The sequence below is a fragment of the Salinarchaeum laminariae genome (assembly GCF_023204835.1).
Classification (GTDB): Archaea; Halobacteriota; Halobacteria; order Halobacteriales; family Salinarchaeaceae; genus Salinarchaeum; species Salinarchaeum laminariae.
On the sequence record NZ_CP096270.1, the window covers coordinates 1,832,555 to 1,855,194 of the forward strand.

A 22,640-nucleotide genomic window follows, 5' to 3' on the forward strand; every position below is an offset into this window, starting at 1 on the left:
TCACCTGGATCGAGACCGCGAGAGCGAGCCGCCTCATTCGTCCTCACCCGGCGCGAGCAACGCCAGCGCGTCCACCACGACGAGACGAAGCTGTTCGATGACGATCCGGACGTCCAGGGCCAGCGACTGGCGCTCGACGTACTCCAGATCGTGGGCCAGCTTTTCGGCGGGCTGGAACCCGGTGATCTCGTGGATCTGTGCGAGTCCGGTCAGTCCGGGTTTCACGAACCACCGGCGCTCCCACTCGATGCCGTCCGCCGTGATCTCGGACTCCAGCGCCGGCCGCTCTGGTCGCGGGCCGACGACGGTCATGTCTCCAGCGAGCACGGAGAGCAGCTGTGGGATCTCGTCGAGATGCGTGGCCCGCAGCACCTGCCCGACCCGGGTGACGCGAGCGTCCACGTCGCCGACGTCCTCGTCGCTGAGCGTCGGCCCGGTATCTCGTTCGGCACCGTCTGCCATGGTTCGGAACTTCCAGAGCGTGAACACGCGACCGAGCCTGGCCGTCCGGGACTGTCCGTAGAGCACAGGCCCCGGCGAGTCGAGCCTGATCGCGACGGCGATCACCAGCACGAGCGGTGCGAGTGCCACGAGCCCCACCGTCGCGAAACAGACGTCGAACCCACGCTTGGCCACCCGACGGTGGAGAGGAAGTGGCTCGACGTTCGCGTCGAGGATCTGCGGATCGGAGCGGGTCTGTTCGGCGTGCTCGCCGGTGCTTTTCCTGTCGTCCTCTTTCCCACTGCGAGCGGCCGGTGCGTCGTCGATGAGCGTCGCCGGCGCGTGGACGGCGTGGACTTTCGCGTCGACGCCCCGTTCTCGACAGACGCGCAGCGCTCCGAAGAACTCCTGGCGATCCGAGGCGGAGAACCCCAGCACGACGGCGTCGACGTCCCGAGAGACGAGGAGATTCTGCAGGCGCGTCAGTCCCGAAATCCGTTCGGTCGCAGGGCCCGTGGCGGACGGTCCCGCCGCCGTCTCCATGGTCGATACCGGCGGAGGATCGCGCGATCCGTCGCCATCGGTTTCGCCGATATCGTCGGTAGCCGTCGTCCGTGACCCATCTGCCAGCGACTCCACGTCTGCCGACGCACTGCCATCTCCGGCGCCAGTTCCTCCACCTTCACTTGCCTCACGCCCCGCTTCGTGAGACTCCGTCGACCGCTCCGACGTCGTTCCGCCATCTCCCTCGACGTCACCGGAGGCATCCGCTTCCGTCGTACCAGCCTCCCCCTCATCGGTGGGCGAGAGGCCCCCGTCCGTACGAAGTCGCTCAACGTCGAGGGAATCTGGTGCTGCGCTCGCGAGCGAGAGGCGTGGTGGCGAGACGTGCCCGATCGGGCTCGCTTCCAGTTCGGCGACGGCGTCGCCGAGTTTGCCCGCGTCGTCCCCGACCAGGACGACGCGCTGGGGGCGGACGACCGACCGGAGTATCGTCTGGAAGACGGGCACGATGACCGCTGTCACCACGCCAACCACGGCGAGTACCGCTGGCGCCGGAACGAACCCGACGCCGAGCCACCCCGCGAACGCGAGCACACCGATCGCCAGCCCGATCCGGACGGCCGCTGCTTGTAGCCGATCCAGCGTGCGACGCGGCCGCGGAGCGTACTCGGACCAGAGCGCCAGCGTCACGGTCAGGGTGGTGAGTGCGACGCTCGGGGACCCTGGCGCGGCCGCGATGCCCGCCCGGGCGAGTGCGGCTCCCGCACTGACGGTGGCGACCGTCACCGTGATCACCGTCAGACCGCCAGCGGCTGCTCTACGGCTCGTGGCCCGTCTCATACGCCTGAATCAAATGTGCCACGGGCCTTTGCTATGGACAGCCCCATCTACCGCACCCGGTCACCAAACGGCAGATTACCGACGATCTGTATGGGATCGCAGAACTGTACTCTGACGGGCCGAAACAGCCGAATACGTGACGTACGGTCGGCGTGTTCAGAATTCGTCGAACAGTAACCTATCGCGAGCTGACAGGAGACGCCAGTCGGCTCCGGCTCTGACACTCGTTTCGGCGGCTCCGCCCCTTCACTGACGAGGGCCGCCGAATCGGTCAGTTCTGGTGGCTCCGGATCGGCCAGCCCGATCCGATCTTACTGGCCCGATCGCTCTGGTTCGATCGGACTCCTCCCCAGGGTGGCTGTCAGATGTGCGATCGCCTCACACTCCCACGCCGAGTCGTTCCCGCTGTCGTGCCTGCTCTCTGGCGGGCTGTTCGCGTGCTCGCCGGAGCACTACTACTACTGGCTCGGCCCCTCCCATCGATTCGGCCCCGCTGGGCCGGAGCTGCTGGGACTGGTGTAGGGTGACGCTTTACGGGCTCTCGTGGCTCCTCGAAGGCGCCACGCATTCACCGCTCGGAATGCTCGTCTACGCGATTTTCCTGTCCATCGTCGTGCAGACTGCCCTGACGAACGAGGTGCTATAGACGGCGTGCAACCTCCTGCTCTTGCTCGTACCGGGCGTGGTCGGGCTGGCCACGCTGGCACGCGGTAGCGCGGAGGAAAACGGACGGCTAGTATGCGGCGCGATCGCAGAGGAGGCTTGAGAGAGAGAGAGATCCGCTAGCGGCCCGAGCGCTAAAACGGTGCTTCCGGTCCCTCGTCGGCGGCGGTGGAGCTGTCCGCGCCTCCGTTCGACGTGGCGGATTCGAGATCGCCGTCCCAGTCGCGGTAGCCACCCTGCAGGCTCGCGACGGCGTCTGCCTCGATCCCCTCGTAGCTGCCGAGGAGCCGCGCGGCCTGGATCGAGCTCTGGCCGATCGCGCAGACGCAGACGATTTCCTCGGCGTCCCATTCGCGCTCGTCGACGCGCCGCGGGAGCTCCGGCAGCGGCACGTTGATCGCGTCGGGAACGTGGCCCTGCTCGTAGTCGCCGGGCGAACGGATGTCGACGACGGTGACGTCCGCCTCGTTCGCGTCGAGTTTCGATTGCACGGCTTCGGGAGCGACCTCTCTGACCATCAGTTGCCCGAGGTAGCGATCCGATGCGGAAACGGGTTTCGGAGAGCCGACAGGCCCGCGACCACCACACGCCCTGCGGGCTGCCGGCCGCATCGCAGTCCGTAAGTGCGCGCCACTCCGAGCAGACCTATGCAGGGCGCATGGGCGAGCCTTTTCTCCGGCGGCAAGGACTCGTCGTTCGCACTCTACCGCGCGCAGATGGAGGAGCTCCCGGTCGAGCAGCTCGTGACGGTCCACCCCGGCGAGGACTCCTACATGTACCACGTCCCCGCGACCGAGCTTGCCGGACTCGCTGCCGAGTCGATCGGAACCGAGCTCGTGGAGGTCGATCCGGGCGATCTCGACGCGGGGACGGTGACGGACTCCGGCGCACAGGGCGACGCCGAGCTCGAACCGCTGGAAGCGGCGCTCGCGGATCTCGACGCCGACCTCGAAGCGAGCGGTGCGGGCGGTCTCGCCGGCATCACAGCGGGCGCCATCGAGAGCGAGTTCCAGACCAGCCGGATCGAGGCGATGGCCGAGCGACTCGACGTCGACCTGTTCGCGCCGCTCTGGCAGCGCGATCCCGAGGAGCTCGCCGCCGAAATGCTCGACGCTGGCTTCGAGATTCGGATCATCCAGGTCGCGGCCGCTGGCCTGAGTGAGGAGTGGCTCGGTCGGACGCTCGATCGCGACGCGCTGGACGAGCTGCGGGCACTGGGCGAGGAGTACGGCGTCCACCTGCTCGGCGAGGGCGGTGAGTTCGAGACGCTCGTCGTCGACGGGCCGCACATGGATCGTCGGATCGAGTGGGATGCCTCACCAGTGTGGGAAGGCACTCGCGGTCACCTCGAGATCGAGGACGCCTGGCTGGAGTGAAGCGGGTACTGCGGTACATCGTCCGAGTACGAGAATCCGTACTCGTGAATAGCCAGGAAGCCCTCCCGCTCGTCGTCCCTTCCAGTCCCGGAAGAGCAAGCTATTCGCACTTTCGCAGATTCGGAGATTCTGCTCAGTCCTATCCAGTGGATCGTGACTGTTCACGATAGCAGCGCGAAGGCAGGGTCGCGATCAGGCCTCCCGGTGCAGGGTCCAGACCTGGACGGTGTCACCGTTCTCGAGAGATACGCCGTCAGAGTCCTGCTTCGAGGAGGACCGCCTCGCCGTGCTCGGCGCACTCCTCTCGAAGCCGCCCTGGACTGACCAGGACTCGAACGGTGACGCGCGAGCCAGCAGCTCCAGTTGCTGGTACGGCAGTGGACTGATCCGGTGGCTCGTCTCGTGAACGACGTCTTCCTCACGATCGCGAAGCTGTTTCACCACCTCGACGATCTGGCGAGGCTCGTCCACGAACTCACTCCTGGTGCGAAGCTCGTGTTCGGTGCCCTGGAACTCGACGGGCAGGGGTTGCCACTCGCCGTAGGCCGCCTCGATCAGGTCGAAGCTGGGGACGAACACGTCGAAGACGAACGTGCCGCCGGGTTCGAGGACGTCGTAGACGGATTCGAAGACGGCCTGCTGGGCGTCGACGGATTTGGCATGCTGGAGCGCGTTGAACGGACAGTAGACGAGGCCGTACTTGCTGTCGACGGCCGTAGGGGAAGTCGTGCCCGCGAGCTCGGTCATATCGCCCTCCCAGACCGAGGCGTCGAGGCCCCGCTCGGCGGCGCGGTCGCGGAGAATCTCGAGCATCTCGGGGGAGACGTCGACGCCGTCAGCATCGACGCCCGCTGCGAGCACCTCGAGGTATATCCGGCCAGTGCCGACGGCGAGTTCGAGGACCGGGCCGTCGGCCGCCGTCGCTCTGTCGACGTAGAACTCGACGTCGGTCTCGCGATCGGCCGTCATCGCGTCGTAGATCGCTGCCATCTGCTCGTCGTAGCCGTGATCGCTCATGGCAGCGTCTTGTGAACGGCTGGTATCAAAGGCAGGGGTGGCGTGTCAACGTGGCGCAGTGTTTTTGCGACCGAAGGTGAGTGAGGACGGACGCTCACTCGCCGCCGTTGGCGATGCGGGTGTGGGCGCCGATCTGTGCGCCCGCGAGATTGAGATTTTCGAGGACCGTCTCCTCGTCGATGATCGAGGATCGAATCTCACAGGACTGGAGGGTGGCGTCGGGGAAGACGATCGCTCGTTCGAGTTCCGTGTCGATGATCTCGGCACCGCGCATGACGTGGACGTTCTCGCCGAGATCGGACTCGCGGACCTCTGCCTCGGGATGGACGAGCTGTCCGCCATCGAGATACCAGGAGACCGCGTCGATGTAGGATTCGGGTGTCCCGATGTCGAACCACGCCTCGTCGAAGGTGAAGGCGCTCACTGGCTCGCGATCGACGAGCCACTGGACGAACCAGCCCGGCTCGTCGGGATTGTTGTCTCCAGCGAGGTAGGTTTCGAGGAGGCCGAGGGTGTCCGCCGGGAACCCATAACATGCGATGGAGACCAACGTGCTCGCGGGCTGTTCAGGCTTCTCCTCGAAATCGACGACGCGGTCCCCCTCGACGTCGATGACACCGTAGGAGGTCGCTCGGTCACGCGAGCCGACGTCGTAGGCTGCGATCGTGGGCGCCTGCGCAGCCTGAAAATGATCGAGGAACTCCGAGACGGAGAAGCTAATGAGGTTGTCGCCCGCGATCACGAGCGTGTCGTCGGTCAGCGCCTCGCGATCGGCGAGCTGAGCGAGCGCGCCTATGACCCCGAACTTCTCGGACTCCTCGTTCGTGTCCTCGACGGAGAGCTGTGGCTTCTCGTAGCTCGCACCGGCGAGATGCTGCTCGAAGGCCTCCGCGAACCGTTCGTTGGTAGAGACGTAGACGTCGTCGATGCGGTCGTCGGCCTCGAGCTCCTCGAAGATCCGATCGACGACGGTGGTGTCGCCGATCGGCAGGAACATCTTCGGCCGATGGCGGGTGATCGGCCAGAGTCTGGTGGCGTACCCGCCGGCGAGGACGATCGCGTCCATAAGCGATCCTCAACGAGCACGGCTATGTGTTTTTTCACTCGGCGCCGCTCGTGGCAGCGTCGGGGCGTGCTATCTGGGCCATCAGGGCATCGACTGGGAACCAGTGGTAGTGAGCTGGCCGGTGTTCGTAAACATGGATCCCCACTGATCGCCGGGCAACCGTCACAGAGTGGCAGCCGATCACTGGGACTCGACCGGAGCGTGTCGGCAGCGGTAGCCGTCGGCGGTTCGCTCGATCGCGTCGACCTCGTAGAGCCGGATGGTGCGTTCCTGTTTGGTCCGGACGGGGACGTCGTAGTGCCCGGCCTCGTAGCCGAGGTCGTCGCCGTCGGCCCGGCGCTCCGCGACGAAGGATCGGTGAGCCGCGAGTCGGTCACTCGTGAGGGCACGCGAGCGATCTGGGACCGCGTCCACGCCGTCTTCGAACGCCCGAACGAGCCCCGGATCGCGCTCGATCCCGACGGAGTTGCGCGCGGCGACCATTGCAGCGGTCGTCGTGGTTCCGGTGCCCCAGAACGGATCGAGCACGGTGTCGCCGTAGACGGAGAACATGTTCACGAGACGGTAGGGAATTTCGAACGGGTAGGCCGCAGAGCGCTCCCGGAGTTCGTCGTCGGTGAGGGCCTGACGCTCGCCGCGGACGTCCGTCCAGACGTCGGAGAACCACTCGTTGCGCTCCTCCCAGAAGTAGGCGGCCTCGTACCGTCTATCGGCGCCGGGCTCCAGCGATCGCCGCTCGCCGTTCCGGAAGACGAGTACGTACTCGTGTTCGAGCGTTGCGTAGGCGTTGGGCGGGACCATGCCCGAGCCCATGAACTTCGCGGCGCTGTTGGCTGGCTTGCGCCAGAGGATCTCCGGTAGCGGGTCGAAGCCCAGTTCGGCGAACGCGTCGACGATCCGCGCGTGGTTCTGGTAGACGCGAAACCGATCGAGCGTGCGCGTCGCGTCGCCAACGTTCACGCAGGCGATTCCGCCGGGAACGAGCACGCGCTGGAGCTCCGCCCACGCCTCGTTCAGTATCTCGTGCATCGCGTCGAAGGCACGCTCGCCGTCGCCCTCTGCGAGTGCGTCGCCGATCGCAGGATCGAGGCTCGCGAACATCTCGTCCCACTGCTCGATCATCGGGTACGGCGGCGAGGTGACGGCCAGCTCTACCGAATCGTCGGGCAACGGCAGGTCGCGTGCGTCAGCGACGAGCGGCCGGTGGCGAGTGCAGAAGCCGTCCTCGCTGTCGTCGCCAAAACGGGAGTGCTCTTCGTCCGATGCTCCGGAACTGTCCGCCACGGCTCAGTACTTCGGATCCGCGCCGGTCGTGGCGTAGACGCGGTCCATGATTTCGTCGCGCTCGCGCTGCCAGTCGTCGAATGCGGCGGGCGAGCTGGGGTAGGACTCGTAGTGAGCGAGCAGCTCGTCGGCGACGGACTTGGTCTTGTAGAGCCCGTAGATGTCCCGCCAGTAGCCGAAGCTGTCGATTGCCATTCTGGCCTTGAGCCGCCAGGAGAGATCCGTCGATCCCTCGTAGAGCGACTCGGCGATCTTCTCACCGGGCATCGCCGCGAGCAGTCCCATCATCTCGTCGATGTCGACGGCCGTCGAGAGGATGTTGTAGACGTCGAGGGCGGCGTAGCGCGCGCCGAAGTGGTCCATCACGCGTTCGTTGTACTCCCAGAGCGCGTCCTCGGTCGGGCCGCCGTTGGAGAGCGCGTCGACGGCCGCCTCGGCAGCGTACTTGCCGGCGTACGCCGCGCCAGCGATGCCACCGCCGGTAGTCGGGTTGACGTGACCTGCGGCGTCGCCGATGGCCATGTACCCCGGTGCGACCGCGGAGTCGTAGGGCCGCCTCGTCGGCAGCGCGGCGCCGAGTTTGTCCTCGACCTCCGCGCCTTCGAACTCGGGCCGGTCCTTCAGATCGCGTTTGAGGTCGTCCACGAGCTGCATCGGCTCCTCGGTCATCTGGAAGCCCAGCCCGGCGTTGATCTCGGTTTCCGTGCGTGGGAAATACCAGAGGTAGCCGGCCGCGCGCTCGGTCGGCTTGAACACGAGCGCGTCCTCCCACTCGACGGGCTCCTCGACGTGCACGATCTCGCGGTAGGCCGAGCAGAACTGGCTGTACGTGACGTTCGTGTCGAAGGTCGTCCCCTCGAAGTCCGTCTCGTCCTGCAAGAGGCTCAGCGATCCCGCCGCGTCGATCACGACGTCGGCGTCGTACTCGACCGGCTCGCCCTTGCGCGTGGTCTTCAGGCCCGTGACGGTCCCGTCGTCGTCCTGCACGACGGTCTGGACCACGGTGTCGTAGTGGAGCTCGACGCCGGCGTCCTCCGCAGCGTCGATGATCCGTCGGCCGTACTCCCACCGGTCGATCACCGCGAGCTCGCCCGGGACCGGAATTTCGAGGACCGTATCTTCGGAGGGGATCTCGAAGCGGCCGTGGTCGACGCCGGTGTTGGTGAATGCCGGCTCGATTTTCTCTTTGGGGATCGCTTCGGGGAACGCGTCCGCGCCTTTCAGCGCGTCGCCGCAGGCGATGTGACCCGCTTCGTCCTCCGATTTCCGCTCGACGATCACGACGTCGAGACCGGCGTTGACCGCAGTCGTCGCGGCGTAACAGCCGGCCGTTCCGGCGCCGGCGACGACCACGTCGTACTCTGGCATGTGCGGCGATGCGATACGGAGCGAGAAAACTCTTTATACGGCGGCGGGGCAGCGACAGTGAACGACGCGGCTTGTCTGGATTGGGCGTTCGTACGCTGGATTCCCGCTAGGGAGTCCGGTTTCGTCGGTTCTACTGTTCTACTGAGTACAGCAGTGGCCGACCGCGGAGCACGCTGGACAGCAGACAGCTTGGAAGCCCCCTCCCGCTCGCGCCCGCTCGCTCGTTGCGCTCCTCGCCTCCCTTCGGTCGGCTGCGGTCCTTACTTCCCGAGCGAACGCGGGCGGTCGGCCCCTTCCAGTCCCGCCCCGTGGATTTTTGACAGATATTCGCCCCGGTGGATCGTCCAGCGGGCTGTAGCCGGCGGTCGATCCCCGACTGCGAAGTGACCCCGAATTTCCGCCGCGCTTCGCTCCCTGTGACGGGATTTGGGAGGGACTGAGCGAGAGCAAAGCTCTCGCGAGGTACGAAGGATGTTTGATCCTTCGGTACTCCGGAAGGGGCCGACCGCTCGTCGGAGGTACCGAAGTAAGCACGGCCGAGCGAATGCGAGGACGCGCGCAGCGAGGTAGCTGCGTCGAGCGGGAGGGGGCTGTCGCGGGCGTGGTCCGCGACGTCGGGAGACCTCCGGTCTCCCGGAATCCGTGGCCGTCTGCTGTCCAGATACACCCACCTAGAACTGATTTCCTCAGTAGTCGAATCAAACAGGTGCTCCGGATGGGAGTCCATGACCCAGTGTGAGTGGTTCGTAGGGACCCGCCACAGGGAAACGGTTTTGCCGGCAGCCGAACGATAACCGGACAATGACCGACTACACCGTCGAGTTCGTGGGGACCGGTGAGACCATCACGGTCGCCGACACCGAGACCATCCTCAGCCGGTGCATCGAGGAGGGGATCGCCCAGGAGTATTCCTGCCGCGTGGGCATGTGTCTGGCCTGTTCAGCGGAGATTCTCGAAGGCGAGGTGACCCAGCCTGCCGCTCGAGCGCTCACCGAGGCGGAGTCCGACCGGTTCGCGCTGACCTGCATGGCACGTCCGCAGTCCGATCTGCGGCTCGATCGGGGCGTCTACCCGCCGAGTATCGAGGACGACGCCGACTCGGCCGACGACGTGACCGCGGCTGCGGACGACTGAGACCGGCCTCTGGCGGCTTCCAGGGTGCTTTCTCTCCGGTCTCTCTGCACTTTTCGCTGCTCTCTCTGTACTCGTTTCGAATCGACCGTCACCGGAGTACTCAGGCCGCGCAGTTGTTCGGTCCGAGTTCGACCTCGTCCGGGTCCTCGATGGTCTCCATTCCGAGATTCGCCGCGACGATTCGCTCGGCGTTCGCTGGCGGGGGCGGCAGCTCCTCGGTCACGTTTGCGACGAACGACGTTCTGTCCTGCGCGAAACCGTCGAGCTGGTCAGTGAGCGTCGCCAGAGTCCTAGCGTAGGTGCCGTCGTCGTTCGCCCGAGTCCGTTGTTTGACGTGGCCGGGCGCGATCAGCGTGCGATTCGGCAGCGTGGCGGCGATCCCGTGCAGCGTATCGTGGAGCTGTGCGGCAGCGTCGGCGGGATCGACGTCCGCCTCGAGATCCGGCCGCGCGACGCCGTCGACGAAGATGCTATCGCCGGTCAGAAGCGTACCCGCCGGGGTCTCGGCATCGTCCTCTGACGCTTGCTCGACCAGCAGCGCGGTCATCTCGCCGGTGTGTCCCGGCGCGTGGATCGCGCTGATCGTCGTCGATTCGCCGAGTTCGAGTACGTCACCGTCGGCCAGCGACGTCGGTTCCGGGTCGAGATCGAGACCGCGGTCCCAGGCAATGGCTGGGGCGTGCGCGGCGGCGTCGGTCGCCTCGGCAACGGCTCTCAGCCCGCTCACGTGATCGGCGTGAACGTGGGTGTCTATCGCGTAGCGGAGGTCGGCCCCGGACTCCGCCGCGTGGTCTTCGTAGCGATCCGCGAAGGTCCGGAGCGGGTCGATCACGGCGGCGTCGGCGCCGTCCACGACGAGGTAGCCAAGACAGCCCGTCGCGGGCCTGTGGTACTGGACGATCTCTGCGCCGTCGGGCGTGTCGAGCGTCCGGGCGAGGAGGACGTCGGCCCAGGCCTCCATCCCGCCCGCGAGATTCATCGCGTCGAGCCCGGAGTCCCGCAGCAGCTCGGCCGCGTGATCGCTCGACTCGCCGATCGCACAGACCACCACGATCGGCTGTGGAACGTCACCGACGAGGTCGGCGGCGCCGCCACGGACCTGGGCCTGCAGGAACTTTGCGTGGGGAATCTGCGTGACGTCGGCGTCTGGGCCGTCGACGTGCCACTCCTCGAACTCGTCGCGGTTCCGGACGTCGACGATCCCGACTCGGTCGCCGCGGGAGAGCCGTTCAGCGAGGTCGACCGGCTCGATGGCGTCGGCCATGCCGGAGGGTAGGGCAGCCGGGGGGTTAAGTTGCGGTGGCGAGGCCAGAACCGCCCGTTCGACGGTCCGATCTGTGGGTAGATACAGCCGTGGATGGGCGATACTCGGTCTACAAAAACCCCGCCTCGCGAGCCCGTACCACCGGACTTTTCGCCGAAGCGATCGAACGGCGGTCTATGTCCGGCCTCCGAACCGCTCTCACCGCCCTTCCAGACGCCGTGTTCGCCGACCTCCTCGAGAGCGAGGACGCGTACCGCATCCTCATCGACCTTCCGGGCGTCACGGAGGAGACGCTCGACGTCACTGCGTCGACGGGGAGTCTCCGGATCGAGGCCCACCGCGACAAACCCGACACCGCCGGCTACCGGTTCGTAGCCGAGCAACGCGACGCCTTTCTCGACGTCGAACTGCCACTGCCGCCGAACGTCACGGCCGAGGACGCCGACGCCTCGATCGAGCGCGGCGTGCTCGAACTGACGATTCCCAAACGATCGACTGACGTCACCGAGATCGAGGTCGGGGACGCGTAGATCCGTGGCGGCCCTCCGACCGTACTGGCGCTTCCTCCGCGTCCTCCGGCAGTTCCTCCCCCTCCTGCTCGCGTGGGCACGCGACCGCCGCAGATTTCTGCTCTTCGGCGGACGCCGTCGCGTCAGCTCGGAGCAACGAACGCGCCGCGCGGAGGAACTGCTCGACTCCTTGCTCACGCTGGGGCCGACCTTCATCAAGCTCGGCCAGCTGCTCTCGACGCGGCCGGACGTGCTCCCGCCGGAGTACGTCTCCGTGCTCTCCCGCCTCCAGGACGACGTCCCGCCCGCCGAGTGGGCGGACGCGAAGGAGGTCCTCGAGGCGGAGCTCGGCCCGGTCGGTGATCGGTTCGAATCCTTCGACAGCGAGGCGATCAGCGGCGCCAGTCTGGGGCAGGTGTATCGCGCCCAGATCGACGGGCAGGCCGTCGCGGTCAAGGTCCGCCGGCCGGGCGTCGAGTCACTCGTCGCTGCCGACCTCCGAGTCGTTCGCTGGTCGCTGCCGCTCCTGCTGGCTCTTGTCGGCGAATCACGGGCGTTCTCGCTGCGAAATCTCGCCGACGAGTTCGACAAGACGATCCGCGAGGAGATGGACTACGACCGCGAGCGGCGGATGCTCGAGGAAATCCGCGGAAACTTCGCGGGGACCGACGACGTGGCGATTCCGGAACCGATCGACTCTCACTGCAGCGAGCGCGTGCTCACGATGGAGTATCTCGGCGGGACGAAAGTCGACAGTATCGACGAACTCGATCGACGTGGGGTCGACCGGACTGCCGTCGCAGAGACGCTCCAGCGGACCTACCTCGATATGATCGTCGACGACGGCGTCTTCCACGCCGATCCCCACCCCGGAAATCTCGCCGTTCAGGACGACGGCACGATCGTGTTCTACGACTTCGGGATGTCCGGCCGGGTCGACGAGTTCGTGCAGGGGAAGATCGTCGAGTTCTACGTCGCCGTTGCCGAGCAGGATATCGACGGAATCCTCGACGCGCTGATCGAGATCGGCACGCTCTCGCCGGAGGCAGATCGCGCGGTGATGGCCGAGGTCATGGAGCTCGCCATCCAGGACGCTCGCGGCGAGGACATCGAGCAGTACCGCATCCAGCAGATCGTCGGACAGATCGAGGACTCGATCTACGAGTTCCCGTTCCGACTCCCCAAGGATCTCGCACTGGTCCTGCGTGTCGCGACCGTCGTCGAGGGTGTCTGCGTCACGCTCGATCCCGATTTCGACTTCATCGCGACGGCGACCGAGTATCTCACGAGGGAGGGCTACCGCGAGGAGACGGTCCGCAGAGCCGTCGAGGACGCCGGCGAACAGCTCCGCGAATCCGGCGCCGCCGCGGCTCGTATCCCGCCGAAACTCGAGCGGGCGCTCGACCGGATCGACCGGGAGAATCTCCGGGTCAGGGCCGACATTCAGGACTCGAACGAGCTGTTCGACCTGTTCGCGAAACGGCTGGTAATCGGGATGCTCGCTGCGGCGGGGGTGGTCGCGACGACGATCCTCTTCGTCGCGGCCTCGATCGAGCAGACTGCCGTCGCAGGTGCGGTCACGGTCTTCCTGCTCCTGTTCCTCTATCGATCGTTCCGCCGTCGCCGCGGGATGCGCGCCCAGCCCCAGTTCACGCGTCAGAATCTCCGCGAGCGGCAAGGCCCCGGCGAGAACTGATTTCTCTCCGTCCACGAGGGCTGGGCGAGCGCCTCGGACCGTACTCCAGCGGTGGCCGTCGACGCGTTCGAATGCGGCCATGGTGGGGCCGCCGAATCGGTCGCGTTCGGCCGCGAGCCCGCGATTCCAAACCGTTTATCACAATCGGGTGGCAACGCCGCTGCATGGCAAGAGAGCAGAAGGAAGTGCGGGATCTGCAGGAGGGCAACTACGTGATGATCGACGACGCCGCCTGCAAGATCAACTCGTACAGCACTGCCAAGCCGGGCAAGCACGGAAGCGCCAAGGCTCGTATCGAGGGAGCCGGCGTCTTCGACGGGCAGAAGCGCTCGCTGTCCCAGCCCGTCGACGCCAAGGTCTGGGTCCCGATCATCGAGCGAAAGCAGGGGCAGGTCGTCAGCGTCGAGAGCGACGACGTCGCTCAGGTAATGGACCTCGAAACCTACGAGACGATCACGATCCGCGTCCCCGGTGACGACAAACTCTCGCCGGACCAGCAGATCGAGTACCTCGAGATGGACGAGCAGCGCAAGATCGTCCAGACGTAAGATGTTCCCAGGCGCGACGGCCGACCGGGCCGACGCCGCCTACGCGATCGTCGGTGCACCGCTCGACGTCTCTACCTCTTTCCAACCGGGCACGAGATTCGGCCCGGATCGCGTCCGCCAATTTGCTCGTCCGTTCGAAGACTACGACCACCATACGGAGAGCCACTTCTCCACGCTTGTGGTCCACGATCACGGCGACGTGCGCGCATGGCCCGACGCCGCCGAGTATCTGGACTTTCTCGAGAGCGTGCTCGTGGAGTACCAGTCCGACGGGGTCGTGCCGCTAACCGTCGGCGGCGAGCACACCGTCACCGTGGCGGGCGTTCGCGCTGTCGAGCCCGACGTGGTGGTGAGCCTCGACGCACACCTCGATCTGCGGAGCTCCTACGACGGCGACGAGCTCAGCCACGCCTGCGCGATGCGGCGTGCTCTCGAGACCGCCGAGGAGGTCATAGTGCTCGGTGCTCGCGCCGGGAGCGAAGCGGAGTGGAATCGTGCGAGCCAGGCCGACGTGACGGTCGTCGAACCGGCTGCCGTCGCGGAGTGGACCCCCGAACGGGCCGGGATCGACGACGGCCGATCGACCTACCTCACGGTAGACGTAGACGCCCTCGACCCCGCGTTCGCACCGGGTACCGGCACGCCGGAGCCGTTCGGACTCGATTCGGCGACGGCACGTGACGTCGTCCAGCGGGTCGCTCCCCACGCCGAGGGGTTCGACGTGGTCGAGGTCAACGACCGCGACGACGGGCAAGCCGCATCCGTCGCAGCGAAGCTCTTGCGGACGTTCGTCTACGAGCACGCGTCCGCTGGCGACTGACACTCGTCGGCGCGGCTGTCGTCCGATCCTCTCTCTCGTTCCGATCCCGCTGCTGCCCACCGTAGCGATCCGTCCGACCGCAACGCCCTTTCCGTCGTCCTGTGAATGGTCAGCTATGGACAGACGCCAGTTCGTTTCGCAACTCGACGACGCACTCGACGTCGCGGCGTACGCGGACGTCGACGCGAGCCCAAACGGTCTCCAGGTCGGTAGCGAGGACGGTACTGTGGAGCGGGTCGCCTTCGCCGTCGACGCTGCAAACGCGACGATCGAGGCCGCGATCGAGTGGAACGCGGATATGCTGGTTACCCACCACGGAATTATCTGGGGGTCACTCGATCGCGTGACGGGCAGGGCACACGATCGGATCGCTCCGCTCATCGAGAACGAGGTTGGACTCTACGTCGCGCATTTGCCCCTCGATGGCCACCCAAACCTGGGCAACGCCGCCCGACTGGCTGACCGACTTGAACTGGGGAACCGTGCTCCATTCGGTGAGCACGGCCCAAAGCACGTCGGACAGCGGGGCGTTCTTCCAGAGCCGATGGCACTCGAGGAGTTGGCGACGGAGCTCTCCACGGAGCTCCCGACCGGGGAGAGAGGGGTGCAGGTGCTCGATCACGGCCCGGAGATGGTTTCGAACGTCGCGATCGTCACCGGCAGCGGTGCGGACTGGCTCGGGGAGGCCACGGCCGCGGAGGCTGACGTCCTCCTCACCGGTGAGGGGAAACAGAAGGTCTACCACGAATCCCGCGAGGCAGGCGTGAACGTGATTCTCGCTGGGCATTACGCGACGGAGACCGGCGGGGTGCAGGCGCTGCAGTCACTCGCCGAGGAGTGGGGCATGACGACGACGTACATCGAACATCCGACCGGTCTGTAGATGCGGTTGGTCGGGCGTGTCGCTGCCAGTGGGGACGAAACGGCCGTTTCAGAGCGAGCCCGCGGCCCGCGGTGAGCAGCCGTTCGCGTCGAAGAACTCCCACAGCGTTTCGGTCACCCGTTCGGGCGCTTCCGCGGGGCCCATGTGGCTGACGCCCTCGTACTCGTGGAACTCGCCGTCGACGAGCGCCTCCGCGAGCGCCCGCGAGCTGTCTCGAAGGTGCGAGGGGCCCTCCGTTCCGGATAGCACCAGCCCGGGGGCACCCAGATCGATTGTCTCTGGGAGCTCGTACGTCTCGACGACGCGGTCCATCGCCAGCGTCCGCTCGGCGCCCCGGGCGGCCTCGGGCCAGTGGGGCCACCCCTCGAGCCAGGCCTCGAACTCGGCGTCGGAGACGTCGTCGGTGTGGAGGACCTCACGAAGGTGGAGCTTCATCGCGCCGCGCTGGTCGTCCATTCCGAGACGGGCCGCCATCTGGTCGGCGAGGTCCGACCGTTCGCTGCACTCCCCGACGAGGATCGCGGGCTCGTAGGCGGCGATCGCGGCGACGGGCTCCAGGCGAGCGGTTTCGAGTGCCTGCAGGCCGCCGAAGGAGTGGCCGACGAGGATCGGCTCGTCGTCCTCGACGGCGGAATCCGTACGGGCTGCCTCGAGCACCGCCTGGACGTCCTCGATCTCGCGCTCGAGGCCGTACGCCTCGGCAAGCTTACTGTCGCCGTACCCCCGCCGATCCGGACGGACGACAGCGTAGTCCTCGACGAAACGAGGCGCTAGCGGGTCCCAGTACTGGCGGCCGCCACCGCCGTGGAGCAGGAGAAGCGGGCGGCCAGTACCCTGCAGGTCGTACGCGATCTCGGTGCCGTCGGCTGAGGTGACTGTCTGCATCGGTGGCGTATACTCTGCGATCCGTCGGCTTCGACGTATCCCTGATGGGTGAGGCCGTTTATATACTGCGGGCCGCGAGAGGGTGCTCGCGACGGAACCTGGCGACGGAACTTCGCAATGGAGGCTCGTGGCAGCAACTGGGTGGACGGCTCCGTCTCCCTCACCGATACTCCGCGCGGAGCCGGCCGACGTCGAGATACACGTAGTGTAGAAGCGTCCCCGTGAGACCGTAGCGGTGGATCCGGCGGCCGGACGTTTCGACGAGCACGTCGGGGTGGTAGGCGGTGTCGAACTCGCGACCGAGATGCCGGGAGAAGGCGGTGTCCTCGTTGGGGACCTCCGGAAAACCGCCGGCGGCGTCGTAGACGTCGGCGTCGACGAAAAAGTTGAATCCAGGCAGGATCGGCCGGCGGAGATGTGGAAAGACGCGGTTGATCGTCGCCTGCATCAGCTTCGGCCTCACTCCGTCCATGTGGCACCGTGAAGTCGCTGCGTCGAGATCGTTCTCGCGCACGAACGATAGCATCTCCGTGAGATACGACGGTTCGAGCACCGTGTCGGCGTCGACGAACGCGAGCCAGTCGCCGTCGGCGTGCTCGGCGCCGAGGGCGCGGCCGCCGCCGATGCTCTCGCCAGGCCCTTCGATCAGTCGGACGTCGTCGCGAGAGCGGGCGATCTCGGCGGTCCGGTCGTCGCTGTCGCCGTCGACGACGAACGTCTCGGCGGGCTGGGTGCCCTCGAGTGCGCCGACGCTGTCGAGACATTCCGGCAGGTAGTCGGCCTCGTCTTTCGCAGGGATCACGATGCTGACCGTCGGTGCCGCTCCCATCGAGCGCGGGGTTCGACCACTGCAAAGTTGAACGCTCCGGTCGATCGGTCGTCCTCTGGCCGTTGACACAGACTGGCCGCTGGCACAGAGCGGTCAATCGGTCCGAACCGCGCCGTTCAAACGGGTGGCGGGCCGATCCGCGGCCATGCCAGAGGACGGAGCAGCCGACGGCGACGGCCACGACGCCGACGGCTCCGGTCACGAGCCCGAGCGCGATGAGTTCCACCACGATCCTGTCGGCCACGCCGAGGCGGCCGCGGGCACGACAGTCGGAGAGCTCGCTGCGGAGTACGGAGCAGCTGGTGGCGGCGCCGCCACGCTCCACGAGGCCGTGGACATCTACGCCGAGATGCTCGAGGACGACGTGACGACCTTCGTCGGCCTCGCGGGCGCGATGGTTCCGATGGGGATGCGCCGGATCGTCGCGGAGCTCATCCGCGACGGCCACGTCGACGCGCTGGTGACGACCGGCGCGAACCTCACGCACGACGCCATCGAGGCCATCGGCGGCAAACACCACCACGGCCGGAGCGGCCACCCCGAGAAGAGCGAGCGCGAGCACGACGAAACTCTCCGCGAGGAGGGCGTCGACCGCATCTACAACGTCTACCTGCCACAGGAGCATTTCGCACTGTTCGAGTCCCACCTCCGCGACCACGTCTTCCCGCCGCTTGCCGAGCAGGGAACCGTCACGATCGAGGAGCTCACAGCCGAACTCGGCCGGGCGAACGCCGAAATCAACGAGCGCGAGGACGTCGAGGAGCGGGCCGGTATCGCTGCCGCAGCCTACGAGAACGACGTGCCGATCTACTGCCCCGCCGTGCAGGACTCGGTGCTGGGGATCCAGGCCTGGATCTACAACCAGACCTCCGACCTGACCCTCGACGCGCTCGGGGACATGACCGGCCTGAACGACCTCGCACACGAGGCCGACTCCTCGGGTGCGCTGGTCGTCGGTGGCGGTGTCCCGAAGAACTTCGTCCTCCAGACGATGCTGGTCGCTCCGGATGCCTACGAGTACGCTGTCCAGCTGACGATGGATCCGCCCCACACTGGCGGATTGTCCGGCGCGACCCTGGACGAGGCCCGATCCTGGGGCAAGCTCGAGCCTGCTGCGCGGAACGTCTCGGTCTACGCCGACGCGACGATTACGCTGCCGCTGCTTGTCGCCGCTGCTCGTGAGAAAGCTGGGGAGTAGGTGCAGGCGTTTCTTCTGGGCTCGTAACGACCGCGAACAGCCAGGAAGCCCCCTCCCGCTCGACGATCCTGGCTCGCTGTGGTCCTCGGCTCGCGTACGCTCGCCTGCGGTCCTTGCACCGACAGACTCGCTTCGCTCGTCTGTCGAGGTTCGCCTCGCAGTGCTCGGCTCATCGTCGCCAGATATCGCCGAGCGGTCGGCCCCTTCCAGTCCCTCCCAAGATCGTTTGACGAATATCGCGATATCCCTGTGGTCTGTGGAGTGGAGCGTCTAGCGGTGGCCGTCGGGCACGCTGTACTGGTAGCCGTCGGGCGAGGCTGGTCTGGCGGTCGATCCCCGATCGCGGCAAGACACCCCACCCCATCCGCGCACTGAAGTAGCACCCGACGGGATCGGCGTGTATGGTCGATCGCGGACGCGTGGCTGGGGTCTGGCGGCGCGTCCTCTCCCTCTCGTGGCCGATGATGGTCGAGCAGGTCACGCGGACCGGGATGCGGACGACGGACGTCCTCGTCACGGCGCTGTTCTCGCCGATCGCCGTCGCGGCGATCGGGCTCGCGGATCTCTTCGCTCGATTGCCGTTGCGGATCGGACTGGGTCTCGGAACGGGCGCGATCGCGCTCTCGAGTCAGGACACTGGCGCCGGCGCTGAGGCGACGCGCGACGAGGCGATCTCGCAGGCGTTGCTCGTCGGCGCGCTCGCCGGAATTCCGTTCATGCTGTTTGGATTCTTGCTCGGCGAGCCAGCGATCGCACTCATCGGCGAGTGGGGCGATCCCGAGGAGGTCGCCGAGGTCGCGGATCTCGGCGGCACCTACCTCGCGATCATCTTCGCGACTGCGCCGGCCAGACACGTTTCGCTGATCGCCGCTCGGTCGCTCCAGGGGACCGGCGACACCCGGACGCCGATGTACGTCAACGTCGTTTCGAACCTGCTCAACGTCGCGCTGTCGGTGATTCTCGGGCTCGGGTTGCTCGGCGCGCCGCGCCTCGAGGTGGTCGGCGTCGGGCTGGCGACGGCGATCGGGAACGTGTTCACCGCCGGCGCGTTGCTGGCGGTGCTCGCACTCGGCGTGCGCGGTGCGGGGCTCCGACGCCCCACGCAGCTCGTGATCGCGAAGCAGCTGCTCGTGGTCTCTGCTCCGAAGATCGCGGAAGGGCTGTTCGCGACCGTCGTCGAGTTCCCGTTCAATGCCCTGCTGCTGTACTTCGGAACCCCCGTCAACGCGGGCTACCAGATCGGGCGCCGCGTCTACCAGCAGGTGACGAGTCCCCTCTCGCGAGGGCTCCACGTCGCAGCGAGCGTGGTCGTCGGCCAGTCGCTGGGCGCCGGCAAGCCCGACGACGCGCGGTTCGAGGGCTGGGCGACGACGGCACTGGGCGTCCTGTTCGTCGGCGGCATCGGTCTCGGACTCGTCGTCGCAGCGCGGCCGATCGTGACGCTGTTCACCGGCGACGCCGCGACGGCGCGCCACGCGACCGCGTTCGTTCGCGCGTACGGTATCGGCGCACCGTTCGTCGCCGGAATGGTGGTGCTCTCCGGCGCCCTCCAGGGTGCAAGCGAGACGCGGACTCCGCTCGTCGCCCGGGCGTCGGGTCTGCTCGTGGTCTATCTCGGGGTCTCCGTCATCGGCGGGCTCGTGCTCGGGTTCGGGCCGCTGGCGATCTACGTCGCCGTCGCGAGCTGGCACGTCTGGGCGTTCGCGATCGTGCTCTGGGGGTTCGCTCGCGGCGACTGGGCGGAGCGCGCAGCGTCGATGATGGCCGATCGCGGCACGTCCGTCGACTCGCCGGTCGCGAGCGATTCAGACGGGTAACGATCGTATCGGGGGGTGATCGGAGCCCGGGATCCCTCGCGATCGAACGTCGTCGGGCGGACGGAGGGCCTTCTATCCTGTGGCGACTGTCCGGCTCTGCGAGAGACCCCTATCTCCAAGTGGTATCCCCCGGAACGCAGAAGCGATGAGTCTCGACGACGCGGTGCGCAACAGCGCCCGATCGTTCGGCTCCCGCCCATCGCAGGTCCTTCCCTTCTACGTCGCCGGCGTCGCCGTCCCGGTGATCGTTCGGGTGGTGCCCTTCCTGGGTCTCCTGCTCGCCTACCTCTCTCTTCAGGGAAGCGGCCGCCTCGAGGCGGTTCGTGCGGAGCTGGAGCCGGCGGCGCCGATCAGTATCGACGGCGTGACGAGGGGAACGACCGAAGCGAGTGCGATCGACGAGGAGGCGCTCGGGGAAGCGCTGCTCGACCTCCTCACGCCGACGGTGATCGCGATTCTCGTGGTTACGACGCTGGTCTCCATACTGCTCTTCGCGGTCATGCAGTCCGCCGTTGCTGCGGGGCGACTGCACACGGTGTTCGCAGTGCTCACCGGGGGCGCGCAGACCGGTTCGACCGATCCTGGGCCGACGGCCGGTGCGGACGGAACTGCCTCCACCCAGGCGCCGACGCGCGCTGGCGTCGACGGCGTCTTCGAGCACACGTGGACGTTCTTCGGGCTCGCAGTGCTGGAGTTCCTCGCCATTCTGGTGCTGTTCGGGATTCCAACTGCGATGATCGCCATCGCGGTTCTGGCGGATTTCATCTGGCTCGTGATCCCAGCGATTCCGATGTTCTTCCTCGCAATTCCGGTGGCTCTACTCGTCCGGCTCCTCTTCGCGTTCGCGCGGCCGGCAGCGGTCGTCGAGGGGGCCGGCGCGATTCCGGCTCTCAAGAACGGATACGGCCACGTAAGAGGGAACCTCCTCCAGTCGATCGGCTACGGCGCGCTCGCGCTCGGTCTGGTGATGGTCGCGAACATGATCGGAGGTGCGTTCAGTCAGTTCGGCGCGGTCAGCGTCTCGACGCTGGTGCCGCTCGTGTTCGTCTTCCCGCTGCTCGACCTCGCGAAGACGTCGCTGTACGCCCAGGACGCCGGCGTCGCACTCGCGTCGCCACCGATCCCCGAGCGTGGACGAATCGAACGACTGCGTGGGGGAGTTGCCCGCGGCTGGTCTGCGTTCGTCTCGTTCACTCGTGGCCACCTCGGTCTCGTTGCGATCAGTACCGTCGTCCTCGCTGCGGGCGTCTGGGTCGGGCTCTGGGCAGGTTCGCAGGTCGACGACCTGTTCGTGGCCTCGATCGAGACGCGAATCGGCCGACAGGGGCCGATCGCGGCGTTCTTCCACTACGCAGCCAACAACTGGTCCGTCGCCGCCGGCCAGTCTCTCGCGGGCATCGCCGTCGGCGTGCCAACGATCGTTTCGCTGGCATTCAACGGAGCGAACGTCGGCTTCCTCTACCAGCTCGAGGCGGATCAAGAGATCCTGCTCGCGTTCGTGGCTCCCCACGGCGTCATCGAGATTCCGGCGTTGCTGTTCTCGGGCGCGTTGGGACTGCACCTCGGCCGCGTCGGCTGGGGGTACGCGTTCGGCGACGTGGACCGCGACCGGCTCGCCTCGGCGATCGACCGCGCCTTTCAGGTGCTCGTCGGCCTCGCCGTGTTGTTCGTCGTCGCCGCAGTGATCGAGGGGTTCGTGAGCCCGTACTACTGGCGGCTGATCGGGATCTGACCTCGTGCCATCTCGATCCTGTGCGAGGCCTGCTTATGGTTGATTGGTGTCCTGAGCCGTGTCCTGAGCGGGTCCATCACAGCGCCCCTGTAACGTTCAGAGTGGGTGTTTCGAGCGCTCTCCTGTGGGAACTGCCGGCGAGCCCGAACTGGTTCGGCCGTCGTTCCAGTGAGCCGAGAATCGCGGCCCCGCTTTTCGGGGTGAATCCCTGAAGGGCTGCTATGGGACGCCAGCGCACGGGGGACGACCGATCGCTGCTGGACGATGACTCGACGATCAGCGGCACGTCCGGCGAGACGGACCAATCGGCTGCGGGTCGATCCTCGCGAACGGACGATCGAACGGCTACCGACGGTGGAGCGAGCCAGGGCCGCAACGGCATCTGGGACTCCGAGTCTTTCGGCCGATCCGACGACGCCCAGCGTGGTGGACCCGACAACGGATCCTCGCTCGTGACGGACCGCGAGCAGACGGCAGAGGAGCAGGCCACGGTGGAAGTCGAGCCCGAAGACGAGCTGATCCGCGTGGATCTCGACAAGCTCACCGACCGACAGCTCGAAGTCCTCGAGACGGCCCACGATCTGGGCTACTATCAGTATCCTCGGGGTGCCAACGCCTCCGAGGTCGCGGAAGCGCTCGACATCTGCCCGTCGACGCTCGCCGAGCATCTCGCCGCTGCGCAGACGAAGCTGCTTGCCGACGTGCTCGGCGAGGACGAGACTCGATAACGTCTCTCCCGGCCCCGAACCGCTTAACAGTCGAGGGT

General features: G+C 66.9%; 22 protein-coding genes. 13 read left to right on the plus strand and 9 right to left on the minus strand.

Features of this window, described 5'->3' with window-relative positions; all coding sequences use genetic code 11:
* Positions 1-33: 33 nt before the first annotated feature.
* Positions 34-1,785: a sugar transferase gene (locus MXF70_RS08575; protein ID WP_248515209.1), complete on the minus strand. Its 1,752-nt coding sequence runs from the start codon at positions 1,783-1,785 to the stop codon at positions 34-36.
* 354 nt (positions 1,786-2,139) lie between these two features.
* Here MXF70_RS08575 and MXF70_RS08580 point away from each other — a divergent pair, with 354 nt between their 5' ends.
* Positions 2,140-2,307 carry a hypothetical protein gene (locus MXF70_RS08580; RefSeq protein ID WP_248515210.1) on the plus strand — a complete coding sequence of 56 codons (168 nt, stop codon included), beginning with the start codon at positions 2,140-2,142 and terminating at the stop codon, positions 2,305-2,307.
* Between the two features lies 1 nt (position 2,308).
* Complete coding sequence (locus MXF70_RS15255; protein WP_259370339.1) at positions 2,309-2,431, plus strand: hypothetical protein; 123 nt, start codon at positions 2,309-2,311, stop codon at positions 2,429-2,431.
* A gap of 151 nt (positions 2,432-2,582) precedes the next feature.
* Here the strand turns inward: MXF70_RS15255 and MXF70_RS08585 are convergent, their stop codons facing one another.
* Positions 2,583-2,966, minus strand: coding sequence for a rhodanese-like domain-containing protein (locus MXF70_RS08585; RefSeq protein WP_248515211.1), 384 nt, complete (start codon positions 2,964-2,966; stop codon positions 2,583-2,585).
* A gap of 129 nt (positions 2,967-3,095) precedes the next feature.
* Here MXF70_RS08585 and MXF70_RS08590 point away from each other — a divergent pair, with 129 nt between their 5' ends.
* Positions 3,096-3,824 carry a diphthine--ammonia ligase gene (locus MXF70_RS08590; protein WP_248515212.1) on the plus strand — a complete coding sequence of 243 codons (729 nt, stop codon included), beginning with the start codon at positions 3,096-3,098 and terminating at the stop codon, positions 3,822-3,824.
* A gap of 192 nt (positions 3,825-4,016) precedes the next feature.
* On the opposite strand, the gene MXF70_RS08595 is transcribed toward MXF70_RS08590, so the two are convergent.
* From MXF70_RS08595 to MXF70_RS08610, 4 genes are all read right to left on the minus strand, one after another.
* Positions 4,017-4,841 carry a class I SAM-dependent DNA methyltransferase gene (locus MXF70_RS08595; RefSeq protein ID WP_248515213.1) on the minus strand — a complete coding sequence of 275 codons (825 nt, stop codon included), beginning with the start codon at positions 4,839-4,841 and terminating at the stop codon, positions 4,017-4,019.
* A 94-nt stretch (positions 4,842-4,935) separates the two neighbouring features.
* Positions 4,936-5,907 (minus strand): nucleotidyltransferase family protein, encoded by a 972-nt coding sequence (locus tag MXF70_RS08600; protein WP_248515214.1) that lies wholly within the window; start codon positions 5,905-5,907, stop codon positions 4,936-4,938.
* A gap of 180 nt (positions 5,908-6,087) precedes the next feature.
* Entirely contained in the window at positions 6,088-7,083 is a 996-nt protein-coding gene (locus MXF70_RS08605) for a DNA-methyltransferase (protein ID WP_248518375.1), read from the minus strand.
* Positions 7,084-7,194: 111 nt separating this feature from the next.
* Entirely contained in the window at positions 7,195-8,559 is a 1,365-nt protein-coding gene (locus tag MXF70_RS08610; RefSeq protein ID WP_248515215.1) for a geranylgeranyl reductase family protein, read from the minus strand.
* Between the two features lie 801 nt (positions 8,560-9,360).
* On the opposite strand from MXF70_RS08610, the gene MXF70_RS08615 reads away from it, so the two are divergent.
* Positions 9,361-9,693 (plus strand): 2Fe-2S iron-sulfur cluster-binding protein, encoded by a 333-nt coding sequence (locus MXF70_RS08615; protein ID WP_248515216.1) that lies wholly within the window; start codon positions 9,361-9,363, stop codon positions 9,691-9,693.
* Between the two features lie 100 nt (positions 9,694-9,793).
* On the opposite strand, the gene MXF70_RS08620 is transcribed toward MXF70_RS08615, so the two are convergent.
* The gene (locus tag MXF70_RS08620; RefSeq protein WP_248515217.1) at positions 9,794-10,957 is read right to left on the minus strand and encodes an MBL fold metallo-hydrolase; all 1,164 of its coding nucleotides are present in this window, start codon (positions 10,955-10,957) and stop codon (positions 9,794-9,796) included.
* Between the two features lie 176 nt (positions 10,958-11,133).
* Between MXF70_RS08620 and MXF70_RS08625 the strand changes: the two genes are divergently transcribed.
* The 5 genes from MXF70_RS08625 (at position 11,134) to MXF70_RS08645 (ending at position 15,413) form a co-directional block, all read left to right on the plus strand.
* The gene (locus MXF70_RS08625; protein ID WP_248515218.1) at positions 11,134-11,487 is read left to right on the plus strand and encodes an Hsp20/alpha crystallin family protein; all 354 of its coding nucleotides are present in this window, start codon (positions 11,134-11,136) and stop codon (positions 11,485-11,487) included.
* A 4-nt stretch (positions 11,488-11,491) separates the two neighbouring features.
* The gene (locus MXF70_RS08630) at positions 11,492-13,162 is read left to right on the plus strand and encodes an ABC1 kinase family protein (protein ID WP_259370340.1); all 1,671 of its coding nucleotides are present in this window, start codon (positions 11,492-11,494) and stop codon (positions 13,160-13,162) included.
* 164 nt (positions 13,163-13,326) lie between these two features.
* A complete protein-coding gene (locus tag MXF70_RS08635; protein WP_248515219.1) occupies positions 13,327-13,710 on the plus strand; it encodes a translation initiation factor IF-5A in 384 nt (127 codons plus the stop codon).
* Position 13,711: 1 nt separating this feature from the next.
* Positions 13,712-14,530, plus strand: coding sequence for an agmatinase (speB, locus tag MXF70_RS08640; RefSeq protein WP_248515220.1), 819 nt, complete (start codon positions 13,712-13,714; stop codon positions 14,528-14,530).
* 115 nt (positions 14,531-14,645) lie between these two features.
* Entirely contained in the window at positions 14,646-15,413 is a 768-nt protein-coding gene (locus MXF70_RS08645; RefSeq protein ID WP_248515221.1) for a Nif3-like dinuclear metal center hexameric protein, read from the plus strand.
* 48 nt (positions 15,414-15,461) lie between these two features.
* On the opposite strand, the gene MXF70_RS08650 is transcribed toward MXF70_RS08645, so the two are convergent.
* Together MXF70_RS08650 and MXF70_RS08655 are read right to left on the minus strand one after the other, a co-directional pair.
* Positions 15,462-16,298, minus strand: a complete 837-nt coding sequence (locus tag MXF70_RS08650; RefSeq protein ID WP_248515222.1) for an alpha/beta fold hydrolase — start codon at positions 16,296-16,298, stop codon at positions 15,462-15,464.
* Positions 16,299-16,458: 160 nt separating this feature from the next.
* Complete coding sequence (locus MXF70_RS08655) at positions 16,459-17,127, minus strand: glycosyltransferase family 2 protein (RefSeq protein WP_248515223.1); 669 nt, start codon at positions 17,125-17,127, stop codon at positions 16,459-16,461.
* 145 nt (positions 17,128-17,272) lie between these two features.
* Here MXF70_RS08655 and MXF70_RS08660 point away from each other — a divergent pair, with 145 nt between their 5' ends.
* From MXF70_RS08660 to MXF70_RS08675, 4 genes are all read left to right on the plus strand, one after another.
* Positions 17,273-18,325: a deoxyhypusine synthase gene (locus MXF70_RS08660; RefSeq protein WP_248515224.1), complete on the plus strand. Its 1,053-nt coding sequence runs from the start codon at positions 17,273-17,275 to the stop codon at positions 18,323-18,325.
* Positions 18,326-18,726: 401 nt separating this feature from the next.
* Positions 18,727-20,142, plus strand: a complete 1,416-nt coding sequence (locus MXF70_RS08665; protein ID WP_248515225.1) for an MATE family efflux transporter — start codon at positions 18,727-18,729, stop codon at positions 20,140-20,142.
* A gap of 145 nt (positions 20,143-20,287) precedes the next feature.
* Positions 20,288-21,874 carry a stage II sporulation protein M gene (locus MXF70_RS08670; protein WP_248515226.1) on the plus strand — a complete coding sequence of 529 codons (1,587 nt, stop codon included), beginning with the start codon at positions 20,288-20,290 and terminating at the stop codon, positions 21,872-21,874.
* A 221-nt stretch (positions 21,875-22,095) separates the two neighbouring features.
* Positions 22,096-22,602 (plus strand): helix-turn-helix domain-containing protein, encoded by a 507-nt coding sequence (locus MXF70_RS08675; RefSeq protein ID WP_248515227.1) that lies wholly within the window; start codon positions 22,096-22,098, stop codon positions 22,600-22,602.
* Positions 22,603-22,640 lie beyond the last annotated feature (38 nt).